Source organism: Sphingomonas longa (assembly GCF_016892685.1).
Lineage (GTDB): Bacteria > Pseudomonadota > Alphaproteobacteria > Sphingomonadales > Sphingomonadaceae > Sphingomonas > Sphingomonas longa.
This window is the reverse complement of record NZ_JAFEMC010000001.1, coordinates 205,727-225,406: the sequence shown is the minus strand read 5'-3', so window position 1 is coordinate 225,406 and position 19,680 is coordinate 205,727. Positions and strand designations below refer to the sequence as shown.

Sequence of the window (19,680 nt, the reverse complement as noted above, 5' to 3'; positions counted from 1 at the left end):
GCCCCTGATGGCCGCCAATCTGAAAGTGATCGATACCGGCATGGCAACCGCTAACGCAGACCGGCAGAAGGCGCTCGACGCCGCGCTGGCCCAGATCGACCGTGCCTTCGGCAAGGGCTCCGCGATGAGGCTCGGCTCGAAAGAGACGATGCAGGTCGAAACGATCTCCACCGGCTCGCTCGGCCTCGACATCGCCCTTGGCGTCGGCGGCCTGCCTCGCGGCCGCGTGATCGAGGTCTACGGCCCTGAATCCTCGGGCAAGACCACGCTTGCGCTGCATGTCATTGCCGAGGCGCAGCGCGGTGGTGGCACCGCCGCTTTCGTCGATGCGGAACACGCGCTCGACCCGGTTTACGCCAAGAAGCTGGGCGTCAACATCGACGAGCTGATTGTGTCGCAGCCGGATACCGGTGAGCAGGCGCTGGAGATCGTCGACACGCTCGTCCGCTCCAACGCGATCGACGTGCTCGTCGTCGACTCGGTCGCCGCACTCGTGCCGCGCGCGGAGATCGAGGGCGAGATGGGTGACAGCCATGTCGGCCTTCAGGCCCGCCTGATGTCGCAATCGCTGCGCAAGCTCACCGGCTCGATCAGCCGCTCGCGCTGCATGGTCATCTTCATCAACCAGCTACGCATGAAGATCGGCGTGATGTACGGCAATCCGGAGACGACGACGGGCGGCAACGCCCTGAAGTTCTACGCCTCGGTCCGCCTCGACATCCGTCGCACCGGGCAGATCAAGGACAAGGAAGACATCGTCGGCAACGCCACCCGCGTGAAGGTGGTGAAGAACAAGGTCGCGCCGCCGTTCAAGCAGGTCGAATTCGACATCATGTACGGCGAGGGCATCTCCAAAATCGGCGAGATCCTCGATCTCGGCGTCAAGGCTGGCCTCGTCGAGAAGTCGGGTTCGTGGTTCAGCTACGACTCGATCCGCATCGGTCAGGGTCGTGAGAACGCCAAGACCTATCTTCGCGACAATCCGGAACTCGCCGCCCGCCTCGAAAAGGCGATTCGCCAGCGCACCGACAAGGTCGCCGAGGAACTGATGGTCGGCCCCGGCGAGGACGACGATATTTGAATCGGCCGCGTCGTCGGCGTGTCGATCGGGGGGCTGCCGGCAACGGCGGCCCCCATTTTCGTTGAAGTGAAGTGGAGGACCCCGCCGACGCCTCCACTTCCTCCACTTTGGTGCCACGCTCCGCACCCACCGCCGTGCTCCCGCGCAGGCGGGAGCCCGGTACCGGAAAGGGCCGAACGTGCGCCCAGCCGCCGTTCAACCCTCTCCACCGCCGTCCTGCGGGGCTCGTCCCGGCATCCACGGTATCGCAGGTCACGTGCATCGAGTTGCGGGGCGCGGTAGATGCCGGAATAAGCCCGGCATAACGAACTATCCCCCTTCCACCGTCGCCGCACGTAGCGGCGCGACGCGACGCGACGGTTCATCCCAACCCCCGACAAAGGCCCGCCCGATGACCACGACCACCGACTGGCAAACCCGCGTCGGCGACGTCTGGGCCGCCGAGCATCGCCGCACCGATCGCAGTCTCGCCGACCTCGCCCGCCACCTTAATGCCGCTGTCCTCGCTGCGGCCCCGGCAACGGGCACCGCCCTCGATATCGGTTGTGGGGCAGGGGCCACCAGCGCCACGATCGCCGCCGCCCGCCCGGAGCTCCGCATCACCGGCATCGACCTGTCCGAACCGCTGATCGCCATCGCCAAAGCTCGGGTCCGCACCGCCACCTTCCACGTCGCCGACGCCGCGACCGATCCGCTGCCGGGCGGGTTCGACCTCCTCTACTCCCGCCACGGCGTCATGTTCTTCGCCGACCCCGCCGCCGCCTTCACCCGCCTCCGACAAGCCGCAAACCCCGGCGCGCCACTCGTTTTCTCCTGCTTTCGCGACCGCTCCCGCAACGCTTTCGCCGCCGCGCTGGTCGAGCAGGTCACCGGCGAAGCCCTTTCCGATCCCGCCGGCTACGCACGCGGTCCGTTCGCCTTTGCGAACATGGAGTTCGTCTACGACTTGCTGACCCGGACGGGCTGGAGCGCAGTTACCGCCGCGTCGATCGACTTCGACTATGTCGCGGGCGAGGGCGAAGACCCCGTCGCCGACGCAACGTCCTTCCTCACGCGCATCGGCCCCCTCTCGCGCAGCATCGCCGACGCCGGCCCCGCCGACCGCGACCGCCTGCTCGCGCGTCTGTCCGACGCCCTCGCGCGTTACGTCCTCGACAACCGCGTCGTCCTGCCAGCATCGGCATGGATCTGGCGCGCACAGGCAGGGGAGCCATCATGACCATCATCGTCCACCACCTCGAAAATTCCCGATCGCAGCGCATCCTCTGGATGCTCGAGGAGCTTGGCCTCCCCTACGAGGTGAAGCGCTACGCCCGCGATCCCAAGACGATGCTCGCCCCGCCCGAACTCCGCCGCGTCCACCCGCTCGGCAAGTCGCCGGTGATCGAGGACGACGGGGTCGTTGTCGCGGAAACCGGCGCGATCGTTGAATATCTGGTCGAAAAGGCGGACGGCCGCCTCGGCCCGCCCGCTCATCGCGAGGCCGTACTGCGCTACCGCTTCTGGCTGCACTATGCGGAGGGGTCCCTGATGCCCCCGCTGCTCGTGAAGCTGATCATCGGCCGCATCCCGCTGGTCGGCGGCAAGATCGCCGGGCGCATCCAGCCGATGGTCGACCGCCACCTCGATTATGTCGAAAGCGAACTGTCGCAACGCCCGTGGTTCGCCGGCGACGTCATCTCCGCCGCCGACATCATGATGAGCTTTCCGCTGGAGGCCGCCCGCAACCGCGCCGGCCTCGACGCCAGCCGCCCGGCGACGATCGCGTGGCTCGACAAGATCCACGCCCGCCCGGCCTATCAGGCGGCACTGAAAGAGGGCGGCCCCTACCGCTACGCCTGAGCCGTCACGATCGCGGCGCGATGTCCTCGAACCGCTCCACCGCCACCGCCGGACCATGTCCCGCCGGGGCGGTGGCCGCGATAACATCCGGGTCCTCCCGCGGATCGAGGCCACCCTCCCACTTCGCCACCACCGACGCCGCGATGGCGTTGCCGATGACGTTCGTGGCGGACCGGCCCATGTCCAGAAAATGATCCACCGCCAGGATCAGCAGCAATCCCGCCTCCGGGATCTTGAACAGCGACAGCGTCCCCGCGATCACCACCAGCGACGCTCGCGGCACGCCGGCAATGCCCTTCGACGTCACCATCAACACCAGCAGCATCGTGATCTGCTCGCCGATCGACAGATGGATGCCGTACGCCTGCGCGATGAACAGCGACGCGAACGTCATGTACATCATCGATCCGTCGAGGTTGAACGAATAGCCGAGCGGCAGCACGAAGCTGGCGATCCGCGGCGGCACCCCGAACTTGTCCAGCGCCTCCAGCGTCCGCGGATACGCCGCCTCCGACGATGCGGTCGAGAAGGCGAGGATCAGCGGATCGCGGATATACCGCACCAGGAACCGCGTGCGCGGCCCGAGCAGCACGAACGCGATGCCGATCAGCATCAGCCACAGCAGCGCCAGCCCGAGATAGAACGACCCCATGAAATAGGCGAGGTCGCCGAGCACGCCCGGACCACGCTCGGCGAGCGTCGAGGCGACCGCCGCAAACACCGCGATCGGCGCGAACCGCATGACGTAATTGGTGATCTGCAACATCACCGCAACCAGCGCCTCGACCGCGCGCACCAGCGGCGCAGCCTTCTCGCCGACGGCCGTGATCGCGACGCCGACGAAGACGGAGAAGACGACGATCTGCAGAATCTCGTTCGTTGCCATTGCCTCGACCATCGACGCCGGCACGATGTGGCTGACGAACGTCTTCAGATCGAACGCCGCCCGCGCCAGACCGGCGTCCGCCGTGGCCGGCGGCAACGGCAGCGCCAGCCCGACACCCGGTTGCAGCACATTGACCAGGATCAGCCCCAGCGTCAGCGACAACAGGCTGGCGGTCACGAACCAGCCCAGACTCTTCAGCCCCACGCGCCCCAGGGCCGCCGTGTCGCCCATATGCGCGATGCCGACGACCAGCGTCGAAAACACCAAAGGCGCGATGATCATCTTGATAAGGCGCAGGAACAGCGTCGTCAGGATCGAGAAATATCCCGCGATCGTCGTCAGCCGTTCAGCCGACGCCGCGCTGCCGTCGTCGATCGCGACATGCAGCCCCCAACCGACGACCAGCCCCAGAACGAGCGCGCCCAAAATCCAGTAAGTGAGGCGCATGGCCATTCCGAACTCCCGATACGTGCCGGGAAGGGAAGGGGATTGCGGCGGCGCGGTCAAGGGGCCTACCCACCTCGATCATGTTCCTGACCCGTCGCCATCTGCTCGCCGCCGGCACCGCGCTGCCGTTCCTGTCCGTCACCGGCGTGCTGCGCGCCGCCGAGCCGGACCTGTCGCAGTTGCGCGATCTCACGACGGGCGCGGTACCGATCGGCGCCACCGAATATGCCGGCCGCCTGACGCGCGCGCAGGCGCTGATGAAGGCGAACGGCCTCGGCGCGATCCTGATCGAATCGGGATCGTCGATGACCTATTTCACCGGCGTCCGCTGGGGCCGCAGCGAACGGCTGACCGCGGTCGTCATCCCGGTGGAGGGCCGCCCCTGCATCGTTACGCCCTTCTTCGAGGAGCCGTCCGTCCGCCAGACGCTCGCCATCCCGGCGGACGTACGCGTGTGGCAGGAAGATCAGGACCCGCTGCGCACCGTCGCCGGCTTCCTGACCGATCGCCGCCTCGGCACGCGCCCGATCGGCATCGAGGAAACCGTCCGCTTCTTCGCGGTCGAGGCGCTTGCCGCCGCACTCCCCCGCGCCCGCCTGACCAGCGCCAACCCGGTCGTGCGCGGCTGTCGCATGGTCAAGACCCCGGCGGAGATCGCGCTGATGCAGGTCGCCACCGACGTGACGATCGCCGCCTATCGCTGGACGCATCCGCGCGTGGAGGCGGGCATGACCGGCGCGGAGATCGGCGCGCTGATGAACGCCGCGACGCGCAAGCTCGGTGGCAGTCCCGAATTCGCGCTCGCCCTGATCGGCCCCGCCGCCGCCCTGCCGCACGGCAGCCGGGAGGTCATCCGCGTTTCAGACGGACAGGTCGTGCTGATGGATTGCGGCTGCACCGTCCTGGGCTACCAGTCGGACGTGTCGCGCACCTGGGTCCACGGCATTGCCACGCCGGAACAGCGCAAGGTCTGGGACACGGTCGCGCGCGGTCAGCAGATCGCCTTCGCCGCTGCAAAGATCGGCGCTCCCGCCGGCAGCGTCGACGACGCTGTCCGCCGCTATTACGAAGGCGCCGGCTACGGCCCCGGCTACCGCCTGCCGGGCCTCTCGCATCGCACCGGCCACGGCATCGGCATGGACGGCCACGAACCGGTCAACTTCGTCCACGGCGAGGCGACGCCGCTGGCAGCCGGCATGTGCTTCTCCGACGAACCCGGCCTGTACCTGCCCGGCAAGTTCGGCGTCCGGCTGGAGGACTGTTTCCACATGACCCCGACCGGCCCGAAGTGGTTCAGCGAGCCACCCCGGTCGCTCGACGCGCCGGTCTGATGCGGCGCGGGTGATCGAGCCGGGGGGTGGCTCACCGTGAACCTGTCCTCTCCCACCCTCCGTTGGTCTCGAGTAGCCGTCGAGCCCGTCGAGACGGCGCATCGAGAGACAGGCCCCAAACCACCTCTCTCAATATGAGCTCACCACCACTACGCTCGATCCCTGAGCGAGACGAACAGGATGCGTCGGCCTCCCATCCTGTCCTACACACCCCCCTTCCCCTACAACGACGCCATGCCCGCCCTCGCGCCGCTACAGCAAACATCGCCCACCAACTGCCCCACCGCGTTGAAGTGGAGGACACCCATCCAGCGCCTCCACTTCCTCCACTTCGGTGTGTCGTCCCTCGCGAATCGGGCGCTTGAGCCGATCCCGTCGCTCGCCTAAGCCGCTGCCCCATGACATCCACGAACGACATCCGCCGCGGCTTCCTCGATTACTTCGGCTCGACCGGGCACCGGATCGTGCCGTCCGCGCCGCTGGTGCCGCAGAACGATCCGACGCTGATGTTCGTCAACGCGGGCATGGTCCCGTTCAAGAACGTGTTCACCGGCCTCGAGACGCGACCCTACGTCACCGCCACCTCGTCGCAGAAATGCGTGCGCGCGGGCGGCAAGCACAACGATCTCGACAATGTCGGCTACACCGCGAGGCACCACACCTTCTTCGAAATGCTCGGCAATTTCTCGTTCGGCGACTATTTCAAGGAACAGGCGATCGTCCACGCCTGGACCCTGCTGACGAAGGAATGGGGCCTCGACCCGGATCGCCTGACGGCTACCGTGTACCACACCGACGACGAGGCGTTCGATCTCTGGAAGAAGATTGCCGGCCTGCCCGATCACCGCATCATCCGTATCCCGACCAAGGACAATTTCTGGGCGATGGGCGACAGCGGCCCCTGTGGTCCCTGTTCGGAAATCTTCTTCGACCACGGCGACCACATCGCTGGTGGCCCTCCCGGCTCGCCGGACGAGGACGGCGACCGCTTCGTCGAGATCTGGAACCTCGTGTTCATGCAATATGAGCAGGACGCGAATGAGATCGTCGGCGAACTGCCGAAGAAGTCGATCGACACCGGCATGGGCCTCGAACGTGTCGCCGCTGTGATGCAGGGCGTCCCCGACAATTACGACACCGACACGTTCAGGGCGCTGATCGCCGCCTCGACCGCGCTCACCCACACCGCGCCCGACGGCGAATGGAAGGCGTCGCACCGCGTCATCGCCGACCATCTGCGCTCGGCCGGATTCCTCGTCGCGGACGGTGTGTTGCCGGCGAACGAGGGCAGGGGCTATGTCCTGCGCCGCATCATGCGGCGTGCGATGCGCCACGCGCATCTGATCGGCGCGAAGGAGCCGTTGATGCACCGGCTCGTCCCGGCGCTGGTCGCCGAAATGGGCGCGGCCTTCCCCGAGCTCGTCCGCGCCCAGCCGTTGATCGAGGCGACGCTCCAGCAGGAGGAAACGCGCTTCCGCCAGACGCTCGACCGCGGCCTGAAGCTGCTCGACGAGGCGACGGCGGGATTGGCCGAGGGCGGCACGCTGGCCGGTGAAACCGCGTTCAAGCTCTACGACACCTACGGCTTCCCGTACGACCTGACCGAGGACGCCCTGCGCGCGCAAGGGCTCGCGGTCGACCGCGCCGGTTTCGACGCGGCGATGGCCGAACAGAAGCGCGCCGCCCGCGCCGCATGGAAGGGCTCCGGCGCGAAGGCGTCCGACGACCTGTGGTTCGACATCGCCGAACAGTCCGGCTCGACCGAATTCACCGGCTACGCCAACGACACCGGCGAGGCGGAAGTCGTCGCGCTGATCCGCGACGGCGCGCGCGTCGATCATGCGACCGCTGGCGAAAGCGTGGCGATCGTCGTCAACCAGACGCCGTTCTACGCCGAATCTGGCGGTCAGGTCGGCGACGCCGGCACCGTGTCGAGCGACGCCGGCCTGCACGCGGTCGTCACCGATACCACGAAGCAACTCGGCCGCATCTGGGTCCATCACGCCGACATTCAGTCTGGCGAGATCAGGGTGGGCGACGCCGTGAAGCTGGCGATCGATCTCACCCGCCGCGCCGCAATCCGCGCCAACCACTCCGCGACGCACCTGCTGCACGAGGCGCTGCGGCAGCGGCTCGGCACGCACGTCGCGCAGAAGGGTTCGCTGGTCGCACCCGACCGCCTGCGCTTCGACTTCTCGCAGCCGGTCGCCGTGACCCCGGCGGACATCGCCGAGGTCGAGACGCGTGTGAACGAGCAGGTGCGCGGCAACGGTCCCGTCGTCACTCGCCTCATGACGCCCGACGAAGCCATCGCCGAAGGCGCGATGGCGCTGTTCGGCGAGAAGTACGGCGACGAGGTTCGCGTCGTGTCGATGGGACAGGACGACGAGGGTACCTACAGCCTCGAACTCTGCGGCGGCACGCATGTCGGCGCGCTGGGCGAGATCGGCCTGTTCAAGGTGATCGGCGAGGGCGCCGTGTCGTCCGGCGTCCGCCGTGTCGAGGCGCTGACCGGCGAAGCCGCCCGCGCATGGTTCTCGCACCGCGACGAGGTGCTGCGCGAAGCCGCCGCGACTCTCCGCACCACCCCGGACGAAGTCCCCGCGCGCGTCGCCGCACTGCTCGACGACCGCAAGCGGCTGGAGCGCGAACTGGCCGAGGCGAAGAAGGCGATCGCGACCGGCGGCGGTGCCGGCGCGCCTGCCGGGCCGGAGGATGTCGCCGGCACCGCCTTCATCGGTCAGGTGCTCGACGGGTTCGATGCCAAGGGGCTGCGCGGCGCGGTGGACGAGGCGAAGCAGCGGCTCGGCTCCGGCGTAGCCGCCATCGTCGCGGTCAATGACGGTCGCGCCTCGATTGCGGTCGGCGTGACCGCTGACCTCGTCGCCACCCGCAACGCGGTGGAACTGCTGCAGGTCGCGGTCGCTGCGGTCGGCGGCAAGGGCGGCGGCGGGCGTCCCGATATGGCACAGGGTGGTGGTCCCGACGGTGACAAGGCCGCGGCTGCGCTCGACGCCATCCGCGCGGCGCTTGCGTCCTGATCCGCGTCAGGCATCCTTCTCGCAACCCCGATGGTTCGGCTTGGGTGACGAAACTTTGACGCGAGGGATGCGAATGCGGGGATGGTGGATCGGTTCGGGCGTCGTGGCCTGCATGACGCTCGCGGCCCCCGCCGTCGCCCAGTCCGCCCGCGACGTCCTGACGCAGGCGGCCTTCGAGGATCGTAGCCGGGACGTCGCGCTGGTGAAGGTCGACCGGGTCCGCGCCTTCGCCGTGGCCCATCCCGAGGATGAGGATGCCGCCGTGCTCGCCGCCGTCGCGCTGGGGTACCGCGCGAAGCTGACCGGCAGCCGGTCGGAGGCGACCGCCGCGCGCAAGGAGTTCGAAACGGTTTGCGCCCGCTATCCGCGCAATCCGGAGGCACAGCTCGGCTATGGTGCCTGGCATCTCGGCGTCATCAACCGCGTCGGCCGGCTGGTCGGCCGAGTCGTCGGGGCGCAACGCGGCACCGGCATCGCCGCGATCGAAAAAGCGGTGACGCTCGGCGGCAACCGCGCGATGTTCTCCGGGCTCGCCGGGCTGATGCTGATCGAACTCGACGCCGACGATCCCCGCGGCCGTACCCTGGTGGAGGCCGCAGCCCGCGCGCCCACGCCCACCCCGCTCGATCGCATCGTCCAGCGCAGCGCTGCACAGGTCGCCGCCATGCTGCGTCAGGGCAATACGAAACAGGCGCAGGCGCTGGCCGACCGCCTGCTCCCGTTCGGTTGGTACAAGCCTAAATAGCGATCAAACGAGATCGCTCGTCCGGCGCACCCGCCGGATTCGCGGCTCGCGCTCCATCGCCGCCTCGCGCCGGATCAACTGCCGCAGTTCGTCGCGCTTTTCGTGGATCGACGCGATCACCGGACCCATCGCTACCCCCAGATCTACCAGCACCGCCTCCGACAGTTGCAGCGAACTCTCCAGCGTCTCCGGCACCGCATCCGTCACACCCGCCCGGTACAGTTCCGCCGCATGCCCGGCATCCCGCGCGCGCGCGATGATCGTCAGGGCAGGGGCCGCCGCGCGCAACCGTCGCGTCAAGCGCGCCGTCAGCACGGGATCGTCCATCGTCAGTACCAGCGCTCGTGATTCCGTCAGCTTCAACCGGTCGATCAACTCGCCGCGCGCCACGTCGCCGAACAGCACCGGATACCCCTCCGCCCGCGCCCGCGACACCGCGTCGATGTCGGCCTCGACCGCGATATACGGTTGCCCGTGTGTCGCGAGCATGTCGGCGATCATCCGCCCGACCCGGCCGAACCCGATCAGCACTGTTCGGCTGCCACCGTCGTCCACGTCCGGTACCGCGGAGGCGATATCGCGCGCCTCGATCCGGCGCGCCGCGATCCGCCCGACCTTGGCCAGCAGCGGCGTGATCGTCAGGCCGATCGCGGTCACGGTCTGCCAGAACGCGGCGGTCGACGGCAGGATCAATTGCGCCTGCGCGGCCGTGCCCAGCACGATCAGCGTCGTCTCCGACGGGCTGCCCATCAGCAGCCCCGTCTCCGCCGCCACGCCCGCGCGTGCATGCCCCACCCGAAGCAGCAGGTACGTCACGACCGCCTTGACCGCGACCACCCCCGTCACCGCCAGCAACAGCCCCGGCCAGTTCTGCCCGATCAATCTCAGGTCCAGGCTCATGCCCACCGTGATCAGGAACACGCCCAGTGCCAGCCCCTTGAACGGCGCGGTCATCACCTCGACCTCGCTATGATACTCCGTCTCGGCGATCAGCAGCCCGGCGAGGAGCGCACCGACGATCGGCGACAGCCCTGCCGCGGTCGTCGCGACCGACGCGACGATCACGACCAGCAGCGATGCCGCCAGAAACAGCTCCGGGCTCTTCGTGCGCGCCGCTTGGGCGAACAGTCGCGGCAGCACGATTCGCCCCCCCAGATACATGACAACGACCGTTGCACCTCCGCGCAGCGCGACACCGGCAATCCCGCTCCACCCCTCGGCACTCGCGGTCGGTGCCATCGCGCCGAGTGCGAAGATGATCGGCACCAGCGCCAGATCCTCGAACAGCAACATGCCGAACGCCCCGCGGCCGACCGGGCTCGTCGTCCCGACCAGCGGCAGCACCAGCGCCGTCGACGACAGTGCCAAGGCCAGCCCGAGCCCGGCGGCACCCGCCCAATCCTGCCCTATGAAATGAAGCGCGATCGCGATCAGTGCGGCCGATCCGAACAGCTCCGCGGCACCGGTGCCGAACACCAGTTGCCGCATGCCCCATAACCGCCGGAACGACAGTTCCAACCCGATCGAGAAAAGCAGCAGGATGATGCCGAATTCGGCGAACGGCTCGATCGACGCCGGGTCGCTGATCGTCACGTAATAGAGCCACGGGAACAACGCCGTCAGCTGCCCCAGCCCGGCCGGGCCCACCGCAACGCCGACCAGAATGAACCCGATCACGGGGCTGATCCGGAACCGCGCGAACGCCGGGATCACCAACCCGGCCGCGCCGAGGATCACCAGCGCGTCCGAAAAACCTTCATTGTCCAACCTGAGTGCCATGCCGGCGACTTAACCAGCCGATCACGGATGAGGCTAGGCTTGATCGACCTCCACGTCGGATTTGAAGGGATGCTCTCGCGCAATGCCGGAGGTCAGGGCATACCAACGGCATGACGCTACGAACCCCAGGCTCCGCATCGACGCTCTGGACGGCAGGCCTGCTGCTCGGCATCGCCGTACTGCCGCTCGTGATCTGGCACAGCAGGCTCTACTATGCGGAGGGAGGCACCAGCCCTGATGGCCCCGGCATGCTGATGGTGGCGCTGCTCATGACGTCGCCGATGTGGCTCGGGACATGGATGGCCGCGAGCTTTGCGTATCTGTTCCGATACGGCGGCAGTGTGCCGGTCCGGGTCGGGGTAGGGACCACGCCGCTGTCGCTGGTCCTGTCGGTGCTGGCGTGCCTGTTCAGTATCGGCTTCGTCTGGCTGGCGTTCGCCCGCGTGGATTTCTGGCGGATTACCCGACTGCCGTTCGTGGTCCATCTGCTCGGCTGCGCCATCTACTGGCAATACCTCCGCGCGGCAGCCGTCGCACGCAGCCTGCGATAGGGCGGAGCAGGCTCGAACCCGCTCCGCCCGCCCGATCAGGCGGCGACCGCCATCTTTTCTTCGAGGTTCTGGCGAACCTGCTCGAAGAACTGCTCCGTCGTCATCCAGGGCTGATCCGGGCCGATCAGGATCGCCAGATCCTTGGTCATATGGCCGTTCTCGACCGTCTGGATGCAGACGCGCTCCAGCGTCTCGGCGAACCGGGTCACCTCCGGCGTATCGTCGAACTTGCCGCGATACTTCAGGCCGCCGGTCCACGCGAAGATCGACGCGATCGGGTTGGTTGAGGTGGCCTTGCCCTGCTCATGCTGGCGATAATGCCGCGTCACGGTCCCGTGCGCCGCTTCCGCCTCGACGGTCTTGCCGTCCGGCGTCAGCAGCACCGACGTCATCAGGCCGAGTGAGCCGAAGCCCTGCGCGACCTGATCCGACTGAACGTCGCCGTCATAGTTCTTGCACGCCCACACGAACTCGCCGCTCCACTTCAGCGCGGATGCGACCATGTCGTCGATCAGGCGATGCTCGTAGACGATGCCCGCTTCCTTGAACTTGTCCTTGAACTCCGCCTCGAAGATCTCTGCGAACAGGTCCTTGAAGCGACCGTCATAGGCCTTCAGGATGGTGTTCTTGGTGGACAGATACACCGGCCATTTCAGGTTCAGGCCATAGTGCATCGACGCGCGGGCGAAGTCGCGGATCGACTCGTCGAGGTTGTACATGCCCATCGCCACGCCGGCGGCGGGGAAGTCGAACACCTCGTGCTCGATCTGCTGACCGTCCTCGCCGACCCACTTCATCGTCAGCTTGCCGGCACCCGGCACCTTGAAATCGGTCGCCTTGTACTGATCGCCGAACGCATGACGGCCAACGACGATCGGGTGCGTCCAGCCGGGAATCAGGCGAGGCACGTTCTTGATGACGATCGGCTCGCGGAACACGACACCGCCCAGGATGTTGCGGATCGTGCCGTTGGGCGACTTCCACATCTTCTTCAGGCCGAACTCCTCGACGCGCGCCTCGTCCGGAGTGATCGTCGCGCACTTCACCGCAACGCCGTACTTCTGCGTGGCCTTTGCGGCATCGATCGTCACCTGATCGTCGGTCGCGTCGCGGTGCTCGATCCCGAGGTCGTAATAATCGAGTTCGATGTCGAGATACGGCTTGATGAGGCGCTCCCGGATCCATTCCCAGATGATCCGCGTCATCTCGTCGCCGTCGATCTCCACGACGGGCGTCTTCACCTTGATCTTGGCCATGCGGTCTCGTCCTTCGAAGCTGATGGGGTTGCGCGCCGTCTAGGATGCGGGTCGCGGCCTGTAAACGTCGGGCGTCGACCTCAGTCGGCGGTATGGCGTTCCCGCTGTGAAGGGATGATGGTAAACGGGGCGACAACGATAATAAGATGGGAGAGAATCATGGCGTCGAAGTATCTTGGCTGCGCGCTCGTCGCCGCGGCGCTGACCTTGGCCTCACCGGCGTCGGCACAGAGCTACAGCAACCTGTTCGTATTCGGCGACAGCCTCGTGGATGCCGGTAACGCCCAGGCATTCCGCCGCGCCGTCGGCGGCGCCGATCCGGCTCCGGCGGCAGCGGGATATTTCCAGGGCCGCTTTTCCAACGGCTACACCTTCGCCGATTATCTCGGCCGCGCGGTCGACGGCGGCCCCGCCGTCGCATCGGCCTATGGCGGCCGCAACTATTCCGTCGGTGGCGCCCAGGCGCGCGAGATGTCCGGCGATGCCAGCCCAAGCTTCGCCGAGCAGATCGGCCTGTACGATATCGGCACCGCGCGCTTCGACTCGCAATCGCTCGTGCTCATCACGCTCGGCGGCAACGACATCCGGTCGCAGATACCCAGCCTGGCCACGATCCCGGGCTACGTCCCCGATTTCGCCGCCACGCTCGACGCCATGACAGCGGGGCTGACGGCGCTCTACGCTCGCGGTGCGCGCAACTTCATCGTCACCGGCTTGCCCGATATCGGCCAGATTCCCGCCGTGACCCAGCTTCCGATCCCCGGCCTGTCGGCGAGGGTCACCAGCCTGTCCAGCGGCTTGAACGATGACTTCGAGGCGCTGGTCGGCGACTTCGCGCAGTCGAGCGGCAGCAATGCGCAGTTCTTCGACCTGTTCGACTTTCAAAATACCATCTACGCCGATCCGGCAAGGTTCGGCCTGCCGGCAACGCTCGACACACGCCGCGCCTGTCTGCAGGTGCCGGGCGCAGCGCCCTCGTGCAGCGGCTTCGTGTATTTCGACGTCGTTCATCCCACGACTCAGATTCACCGCGCCATCAGCCGCGGCCTGACGGACCAGCTCGGTCTGGCCGCGGTGCCGGAGCCGATGACGTGGGCGATGATGATCGTCGGTGTTGCGCTGACCGGCGGCGCGCTTCGCTATCGCCGCCGCCGGACTGCGGTGGCGTTCGGCTGATCAGATCGCGCTGCCGAACCTACCGGGTGCGGCGGCGCGATTGTCAGGCGAAGTGTTGGCCGGTAGACCCCCGCCATGACCTCACTCGACAAACCGCCCCTCGTCACCTCCACGGTGAAGTGGCGATTCCCCGCCGTCCACCCGGAAGGTCGCAAGTACGTCGCGATTTCTACCGGGATCACCCTGCTGCTGACGATCGTCTCCAACGTTCTGTTCTGGCCGCTGGTCGGGCTGACCATCTGGGTCGCCGCTTTCTTCCGGGACCCCATCCGCACCACACCACAAGGCGAAGACCTGATCGTCGCGCCCGCCGATGGGCTGGTGACGATGATCCAGCGCGTCGCTATCCCCCGCGAACTCGTCGGCGAACTCGGCGAAGCGCCGCTGGTGCGAGTGTCTATTTTCATGTCGGTGTTCGACGTGCATATCAATCGCACCCCCATCGCTGGCACGATCCGGCAGGTCGTCTATATCTCTGGGAAGTTCCTCAACGCCGACCTCGACAAGGCTTCCGACGAAAACGAGCGCCAACACTTCGTCGTTGAGGGCCGGGACGGCCGCAAGATCGGCTTCACGCAGATCGCCGGCCTTGTCGCACGCCGCATCGTAGGCTTCGTCAAGCCGGGGGACATGGTCGCCGTCGGTCAGCGCGTTGGTCTGATCCGCTTCGGCAGCCGCGTCGATGTCTACCTTCCTGACGACTGCGCGCCACAGGTGGCCCTCGGGCAGCGCTCGATCGCTGGCGAGACAGTCCTGGGCCGTGTCGGTGGCGTCGCTGCGTTCGGGATCGCACAGTGAGGGTTCGGCCTGCGACCGCCAACCGCCCGGCATTCCGCTGATGGCGTTCCGGCCAGAACGTCGTCGCGTCCGGCGCGCACCGCGCGGACTGCCGCTGCGGGCGATCGCGCCCAATGCGGTGACCGCACTCGCCTTGTGCTCTGGCTTGTCTGGCGTGCGCTTCGCGATCGGCGGGAATTGGGAAATGGCGGCGGCGATGATCATGGTTGCCGGCGTCCTCGATGGCATCGATGGGCGTATCGCACGGTTGCTGCACGGCGAAAGCCGCTTCGGCGCCGAGCTCGACTCCCTGTCCGATGCAATATCCTTCGGGGTCGCCCCGGCATTGATCCTGTATCTATGGTCGCTGTCCGCATTGCCGCGGTTCGGCTGGATGGCGTCGCTCATCCTCGCTGTGTTCTGCGCGCTTCGGCTGGCACGCTTCAACGCCCAGATCGACGAGACGGAGCAACCGCATAAATCCGCCGGCTTCCTGACCGGCGTACCCGCACCAGCCGGCGCCGGCCTGGCGTTGCTGCCCCTGTTCATCTGGCTATGGTCCGGTGAACCGCTTTTCGCCTCGCCGTACCTGGTTGCACCTTGGACGGTACTGGTCGCGACGCTAATGGTGTCGAGCGTCGCCACATTCTCGTGGAGCTCGATGCGACTCCGACGCCGCATCCGGTTCGAAGCGCTGGCGGTCGTCGTGTTGTTGGGAGCGGCGCTCGTAACCGCGCCGTGGCACACGCTCAGCATCATCAGCGTGATCTATGTCGCGCTTATCCCGTTCAGCGTCGCAAGCTACGCCAAGGTCAGGCGACTTCGCGCAGCCGCCGAATCGGCGAAGGCACCGGAGTCGACGCCCACCGCCTGACGGCGATGCGACGCTCGGCCAACGCCAACGTCTCCAATGGCGCGAACGACGGCTCCACATGCCCGATCGCCATGCGCGCGATACGACGCCACTGCGGACCGATCGCCAATGCGATCACAGCTACCGAGACGGCCAGGGCCGACGAGAATAATAGCGCACTCACCACGATCATCACCATGTCCGCCTCCATGCGAACCCCTCGATCGAACTCAACCGGTCGGGATTCGTTCGGTTCCGAAAACTGCTGCTGGCCCACACCGTTTTGCTTCCGCCGAACGACATGAGTTAATCCCGTCGACCGGTGTTCCGATCTGAGCCGCTTATGTTCCTGTAGCGTTCTATCGTCAAGAGCCCGTACGTGAAATGTTCTCATATTGCGTTGTAAGCCGATCGCGTTTAAGCGGCTCGCCTCAACTCCGCATGGGAAGCACCACATACCGGTGCGTCGGCCTTTCAGGCTGCGTCATCCGCTTCCCAGAGGCATAACCGGCAAAGGAATTTCATTATGGCGGCTCCTGTCGTCTCCATGCAGCAGCTCATCGAAACCGGCGCGCACTTCGGTCATCAGACCCATCGCTGGAACCCGAAGATGAAGCCTTACATCTTCGGCGATCGCAACGGCGTCCACATCCTCGATCTGTCTCAGACGGTGCCGCTCTTCGCGCGCGCGCTGGAATTCGTGTCGTCGTCGGTTGCGGGCGGCGGCAAGGTCCTGTTCGTCGGCACCAAGCGCCAGGCGCAGGAGCCGATCGCGGATGCGGCGCGTCGCTCGGGCCAGCATTTCGTCAACCACCGCTGGCTGGGCGGCATGCTCACCAACTGGAAGACGATCTCAAACTCGATCAAGCGCTTGAAGACGCTGGAAGAGCAGCTTTCCGGCGATACCCACGGGCTGACCAAGAAGGAAGTCCTTCAGTTGACGCGCGAGCGTGACAAGCTCGAAATGTCGCTGGGCGGCATTCGTGACATGGGCGGCGTTCCTGATGTCATGTTCGTGATCGACGCGAACAAGGAAGAGCTGGCGATCAAGGAAGCCAACACGCTGGGTATTCCCGTCGTGGCGATCCTCGATTCGAACGTGTCGCCGGACGGCATCGCCTTCCCGGTTCCCGCGAACGACGACGCCGCCCGCGCTATCCGCTTGTATTGCGAGGCGATCGCGATCGCCGCGACGCGTGGCGGCCAGGAGCAGCAGCGCCGCTCGGGTGCCGATATCGGTGCCATGATGGAGCCGCCGGCGGAAGAGCAGGCGATCGAGACCCCGGCGGCCGACGCCGGCACCGACCCTGTGTCGAGCGCCGATGCGGGTCAGGCCGTGGAGGCCGAGCGCCAGATCGACGCGTAACCGTCACGCACGAAGTCTAGCGGGCGGGGCGGGGCATGATGCTCCACCCCGCCCGCAAACATATTCGGACAATGAGAAGGATCACGACAATGGCCGATATCACGGCAGCGATGGTCAAGGACCTGCGCGAGAAGAGCGGCGCGGGCATGATGGACTGCAAGAAGGCACTGAACGAAACCGCTGGCGACATGGACGCCGCGCTCGATTGGCTGCGTACGAAGGGTCTCGCAGCCGCGCAGAAGAAATCGAGCCGCACCGCGGCCGAGGGTCTGGTCGGCGTCGCGACATCGGGCACGAAGGGTGCTGCGGTTGAGGTGAACTCGGAAACGGATTTTGTTGCCAAGAACGATCAGTTCCAGGATTTCGTCCGCGAAGTCACCCAGATCGCATTGGCGACCGGCGATGACATCGACGCGCTGAAGGGTGAGGCGATGCCATCGGGCACCACCGTCGCCGACGTGCTGACCAACAACGTTGCGACGATCGGTGAGAACCAGTCGCTTCGTCGCGCCAAGCGCCTCGAAGTGTCGAAGGGCGCGGTCGTGTCCTACGTTCACAACCAGCAGTCCCCGGGTCTGGGCAAGATCGGCGTGCTTGTTGCGCTTGAGTCTGACGCAGCGGACGATGTGCTTCAGGCGCTCGGCAAGCAGCTCGCGATGCACATCGCTGCCGCATTCCCGAAGGCCCTTAACGAAGAGGATCTCGACGAGGGCGAGATCGAACGCGAGCGCGCCATTGCCGCCGAGAAGGCCGGCGAGAGCGGCAAGCCCGCCGAGATCGTCGCGAAGATGGTCGAAGGCTCGATCGCCAAGTACCGCAAGGAGCATGCGCTGGTCAGTCAGCTCTTCGTCATGGACGGCAAGACCAAGATCAGCGACGTCGTAGCGAAGGCGGGCAAGGACGCCGGCGCCACGATCGTGCTGAAGGACTACGTCCGCTTCCAGCTGGGTGAGGGCATCGAGAAGGAAGCTTCCGACTTCGCCGCAGAAGTCGCGGCAGTCTCGGGCGTTCCGCAGCCGACGGCATAAGGGTAAGCCTCTCCCGCGCAGCGGGAACGGCGGCCCTGTGATTACAAGGGGCGGCGACCGGCGATGAAGCCGGCCGCCGCCCTTCGTCACGATAAGGTGCTTCGATCGGCTCGGTCGCCGATGATGCCGCCCGTGATTTTCCGGTGCAGACGACGGCGTCGGGTTGCCCCGCGATGCCCCCCCGCCTAAGGTCTGCGCCGCTTACACAGCATTTCGAGTATCATGTCAGAATTCAAACGCATCCTGTTGAAGCTGTCGGGCGAAGTCCTGATGGGCGAGGGCGGTCTCGCCATCGACCCGGAAACGACAGCGCGTGTCGCGCAGGAAATCGCCGATGTCCGGGCGCAGGGATATGAGCTCTGCGTCGTCGTCGGTGGTGGCAATATCTTTCGCGGGCTGTCCGCCGCAGCCAAGGGCATCGAGCGGGCGACAGCCGATTACATGGGTATGCTCGCCACCGTCATGAACGCGCTCGCGGTTCAGAATGCCTTGGAGCAGATCGGTGTGGATACGCGCGTTCAGTCGGCGATTCCGATGGCCAGCGTCTGCGAGCCGTTCATCCGCCGCCGCGCCGAGCGCCACCTGGAAAAGGGTCGTGTCGTGATCTTCGCGGCGGGCGTCGGTAGTCCGTTCTTCACGACCGACTCGGGCGCTGCCCTGCGTGCCGCCGAGATGAAATGCGATGCGCTGTTCAAGGGTACCTCGGTCGACGGCGTCTATGATGCCGACCCGAAGAAGGTACCTACCGCAACGCGCTACGACACGGTCAGCTATTCCAAAGTGCTGTCGGACGACCTGAAGGTCATGGACGCATCGGCCATCGCGCTGTGTCGCGACAACGACATTCCGATCGTGGTGTTCAATATTCGTCAGCACGGCAATTTCGCTGCCGTGCTGGCCGGTGACGGCATCTCGACGATCGTGCAGAACCAGGAGACGAACTGATGCCCGCCTATGACAAGGCCGATATCCAGCGCCGCATGACCGGTGCGGTCGACGCGCTCAAGCACGATCTCGGCGGTCTGCGCACGGGACGCGCGTCGACGACGTTGCTCGATCCCGTCAACGTCGAGGTCTACGGCAGCCATATGCCGCTGTCGCAGGTTGCGACGGTGTCGGCACCGGAGCCGCGGATGCTGTCGGTGCAGGTCTGGGACAAGTCGAATGTCGGTCCCGTTGAAAAGGCGATCCGTTCGGCCGGGCTGGGTCTGAACCCGATCAACGACGGACAGACGCTGCGCCTGCCGATCCCGGACCTGACGGAGGAGCGCCGTAAGGAGCTCGCGAAGCTCGCCAGCCAGTATGCCGAGAAGGCACGGATCGCCGCGCGCAATGTCCGCCGCGACGGCATGGACAGCTTGAAGGTCGACGAGAAGAAGAACGTCTTTGGCGAGGACGAGCGCAAGCGGCACGAAACTGAGCTTCAGAAGATCACCGACAAAACCATCGCCGATATCGACGCCGCCTCGGCCTCGAAGGAAAAGGAAATCCTGGGCAAGTGAGCCCATCGGGTGCCCTGGC

18 protein-coding genes are annotated in these 19,680 nt (G+C 66.4%); 14 read left to right on the top strand and 4 right to left on the bottom strand.

The features are described from left to right. The first annotated feature begins 7 nt into the window (after positions 1-7). From recA to ILT43_RS01065, 3 genes are all read left to right on the top strand, one after another. Positions 8-1,081 (top strand): recombinase RecA, encoded by a 1,074-nt coding sequence (gene recA, locus ILT43_RS01075; protein ID WP_211534340.1) that lies wholly within the window; start codon positions 8-10, stop codon positions 1,079-1,081. A gap of 391 nt (positions 1,082-1,472) precedes the next feature. After that, positions 1,473-2,300: a class I SAM-dependent methyltransferase gene (locus tag ILT43_RS01070; RefSeq protein ID WP_204193348.1), complete on the top strand. Its 828-nt coding sequence runs from the start codon at positions 1,473-1,475 to the stop codon at positions 2,298-2,300. Next, entirely contained in the window at positions 2,297-2,923 is a 627-nt protein-coding gene (locus ILT43_RS01065) for a glutathione S-transferase family protein (RefSeq protein WP_204193347.1), read from the top strand. Before ILT43_RS01070 ends, ILT43_RS01065 begins: the two co-directional genes overlap by 4 nt. A gap of 4 nt (positions 2,924-2,927) precedes the next feature. Here the strand turns inward: ILT43_RS01065 and ILT43_RS01060 are convergent, their stop codons facing one another. Further along, positions 2,928-4,262, bottom strand: coding sequence for a dicarboxylate/amino acid:cation symporter (locus ILT43_RS01060; RefSeq protein WP_204193345.1), 1,335 nt, complete (start codon positions 4,260-4,262; stop codon positions 2,928-2,930). A gap of 74 nt (positions 4,263-4,336) precedes the next feature. On the opposite strand from ILT43_RS01060, the gene ILT43_RS01055 reads away from it, so the two are divergent. The 3 genes from ILT43_RS01055 (at position 4,337) to ILT43_RS01045 (ending at position 9,373) form a co-directional block, all read left to right on the top strand. Then, positions 4,337-5,587, top strand: coding sequence for a M24 family metallopeptidase (locus ILT43_RS01055; protein ID WP_204193344.1), 1,251 nt, complete (start codon positions 4,337-4,339; stop codon positions 5,585-5,587). 398 nt (positions 5,588-5,985) lie between these two features. Further along, the gene (gene alaS, locus ILT43_RS01050) at positions 5,986-8,628 is read left to right on the top strand and encodes an alanine--tRNA ligase (RefSeq protein ID WP_204193342.1); all 2,643 of its coding nucleotides are present in this window, start codon (positions 5,986-5,988) and stop codon (positions 8,626-8,628) included. 73 nt (positions 8,629-8,701) lie between these two features. Next, positions 8,702-9,373: a hypothetical protein gene (locus ILT43_RS01045; RefSeq protein ID WP_204193341.1), complete on the top strand. Its 672-nt coding sequence runs from the start codon at positions 8,702-8,704 to the stop codon at positions 9,371-9,373. A gap of 3 nt (positions 9,374-9,376) precedes the next feature. On the opposite strand, the gene ILT43_RS01040 is transcribed toward ILT43_RS01045, so the two are convergent. Continuing rightward, on the bottom strand, positions 9,377-11,152 hold the full coding sequence (locus ILT43_RS01040; RefSeq protein WP_204193340.1) for a cation:proton antiporter domain-containing protein: 1,776 nt from the start codon (positions 11,150-11,152) through the stop codon (positions 9,377-9,379). Between the two features lie 110 nt (positions 11,153-11,262). On the opposite strand from ILT43_RS01040, the gene ILT43_RS01035 reads away from it, so the two are divergent. After that, complete coding sequence (locus ILT43_RS01035; protein ID WP_204193338.1) at positions 11,263-11,703, top strand: hypothetical protein; 441 nt, start codon at positions 11,263-11,265, stop codon at positions 11,701-11,703. A 35-nt stretch (positions 11,704-11,738) separates the two neighbouring features. On the opposite strand, the gene ILT43_RS01030 is transcribed toward ILT43_RS01035, so the two are convergent. After that, complete coding sequence (locus ILT43_RS01030) at positions 11,739-12,959, bottom strand: NADP-dependent isocitrate dehydrogenase (RefSeq protein WP_204193336.1); 1,221 nt, start codon at positions 12,957-12,959, stop codon at positions 11,739-11,741. Positions 12,960-13,118: 159 nt separating this feature from the next. Between ILT43_RS01030 and ILT43_RS01025 the strand changes: the two genes are divergently transcribed. The 3 genes from ILT43_RS01025 to ILT43_RS01015 all read left to right on the top strand — a co-directional run bounded on the left by ILT43_RS01025 (position 13,119) and on the right by ILT43_RS01015 (position 15,786). Continuing rightward, positions 13,119-14,135 carry an SGNH/GDSL hydrolase family protein gene (locus tag ILT43_RS01025; protein WP_204193335.1) on the top strand — a complete coding sequence of 339 codons (1,017 nt, stop codon included), beginning with the start codon at positions 13,119-13,121 and terminating at the stop codon, positions 14,133-14,135. A gap of 75 nt (positions 14,136-14,210) precedes the next feature. Continuing rightward, complete coding sequence (locus tag ILT43_RS01020) at positions 14,211-14,933, top strand: phosphatidylserine decarboxylase (protein WP_204193333.1); 723 nt, start codon at positions 14,211-14,213, stop codon at positions 14,931-14,933. Positions 14,934-14,973: 40 nt separating this feature from the next. Next, the gene (locus ILT43_RS01015) at positions 14,974-15,786 is read left to right on the top strand and encodes a CDP-alcohol phosphatidyltransferase family protein (RefSeq protein WP_204193331.1); all 813 of its coding nucleotides are present in this window, start codon (positions 14,974-14,976) and stop codon (positions 15,784-15,786) included. Here the strand turns inward: ILT43_RS01015 and ILT43_RS01010 are convergent. Continuing rightward, positions 15,725-15,964 carry a hypothetical protein gene (locus tag ILT43_RS01010; RefSeq protein WP_204193329.1) on the bottom strand — a complete coding sequence of 80 codons (240 nt, stop codon included), beginning with the start codon at positions 15,962-15,964 and terminating at the stop codon, positions 15,725-15,727. The two genes, ILT43_RS01015 and ILT43_RS01010, sit on opposite strands and share 62 nt — an antisense overlap. Before the next feature lie 327 nt (positions 15,965-16,291). Between ILT43_RS01010 and rpsB the strand changes: the two genes are divergently transcribed. From rpsB to frr, 4 genes are all read left to right on the top strand, one after another. Then, a complete protein-coding gene (gene rpsB / locus ILT43_RS01005; protein WP_204193328.1) occupies positions 16,292-17,131 on the top strand; it encodes a 30S ribosomal protein S2 in 840 nt (279 codons plus the stop codon). An 89-nt stretch (positions 17,132-17,220) separates the two neighbouring features. After that, a complete protein-coding gene (gene tsf, locus ILT43_RS01000) occupies positions 17,221-18,159 on the top strand; it encodes a translation elongation factor Ts (RefSeq protein ID WP_204193326.1) in 939 nt (312 codons plus the stop codon). A gap of 222 nt (positions 18,160-18,381) precedes the next feature. Then, positions 18,382-19,104 carry a UMP kinase gene (pyrH, locus tag ILT43_RS00995; RefSeq protein ID WP_204193324.1) on the top strand — a complete coding sequence of 241 codons (723 nt, stop codon included), beginning with the start codon at positions 18,382-18,384 and terminating at the stop codon, positions 19,102-19,104. Further along, entirely contained in the window at positions 19,104-19,661 is a 558-nt protein-coding gene (gene frr, locus ILT43_RS00990) for a ribosome recycling factor (RefSeq protein WP_204193322.1), read from the top strand. Before pyrH ends, frr begins: the two co-directional genes overlap by 1 nt. Positions 19,662-19,680: the final 19 nt, after the last annotated feature.

What these genes read in the sequence shown, in the direction of transcription:
- recA (WP_211534340.1), top strand. Translation starts at nt 8, where the DNA reads ATGGCCGCCAATCTGAAAGTGATCGATACCGGCATGGCAACCGCTAAC.
- ILT43_RS01070 (WP_204193348.1), top strand. Translation starts at nt 1,473, where the DNA reads ATGACCACGACCACCGACTGGCAAACCCGCGTCGGCGACGTCTGGGCC.
- ILT43_RS01065 (WP_204193347.1), top strand. Translation starts at nt 2,297, where the DNA reads ATGACCATCATCGTCCACCACCTCGAAAATTCCCGATCGCAGCGCATC.
- ILT43_RS01060 (WP_204193345.1), bottom strand. Translation starts at nt 4,262, where the DNA reads ATGGCCATGCGCCTCACTTACTGGATTTTGGGCGCGCTCGTTCTGGGG.
- ILT43_RS01055 (WP_204193344.1), top strand. Translation starts at nt 4,337, where the DNA reads ATGTTCCTGACCCGTCGCCATCTGCTCGCCGCCGGCACCGCGCTGCCG.
- alaS (WP_204193342.1), top strand. Translation starts at nt 5,986, where the DNA reads ATGACATCCACGAACGACATCCGCCGCGGCTTCCTCGATTACTTCGGC.
- ILT43_RS01045 (WP_204193341.1), top strand. Translation starts at nt 8,702, where the DNA reads ATGCGGGGATGGTGGATCGGTTCGGGCGTCGTGGCCTGCATGACGCTC.
- ILT43_RS01040 (WP_204193340.1), bottom strand. Translation starts at nt 11,152, where the DNA reads ATGGCACTCAGGTTGGACAATGAAGGTTTTTCGGACGCGCTGGTGATC.
- ILT43_RS01035 (WP_204193338.1), top strand. Translation starts at nt 11,263, where the DNA reads ATGACGCTACGAACCCCAGGCTCCGCATCGACGCTCTGGACGGCAGGC.
- ILT43_RS01030 (WP_204193336.1), bottom strand. Translation starts at nt 12,959, where the DNA reads ATGGCCAAGATCAAGGTGAAGACGCCCGTCGTGGAGATCGACGGCGAC.
- ILT43_RS01025 (WP_204193335.1), top strand. Translation starts at nt 13,119, where the DNA reads ATGGCGTCGAAGTATCTTGGCTGCGCGCTCGTCGCCGCGGCGCTGACC.
- ILT43_RS01020 (WP_204193333.1), top strand. Translation starts at nt 14,211, where the DNA reads ATGACCTCACTCGACAAACCGCCCCTCGTCACCTCCACGGTGAAGTGG.
- ILT43_RS01015 (WP_204193331.1), top strand. Translation starts at nt 14,974, where the DNA reads ATGGCGTTCCGGCCAGAACGTCGTCGCGTCCGGCGCGCACCGCGCGGA.
- ILT43_RS01010 (WP_204193329.1), bottom strand. Translation starts at nt 15,964, where the DNA reads ATGGTGATGATCGTGGTGAGTGCGCTATTATTCTCGTCGGCCCTGGCC.
- rpsB (WP_204193328.1), top strand. Translation starts at nt 16,292, where the DNA reads ATGGCGGCTCCTGTCGTCTCCATGCAGCAGCTCATCGAAACCGGCGCG.
- tsf (WP_204193326.1), top strand. Translation starts at nt 17,221, where the DNA reads ATGGCCGATATCACGGCAGCGATGGTCAAGGACCTGCGCGAGAAGAGC.
- pyrH (WP_204193324.1), top strand. Translation starts at nt 18,382, where the DNA reads ATGTCAGAATTCAAACGCATCCTGTTGAAGCTGTCGGGCGAAGTCCTG.
- frr (WP_204193322.1), top strand. Translation starts at nt 19,104, where the DNA reads ATGCCCGCCTATGACAAGGCCGATATCCAGCGCCGCATGACCGGTGCG.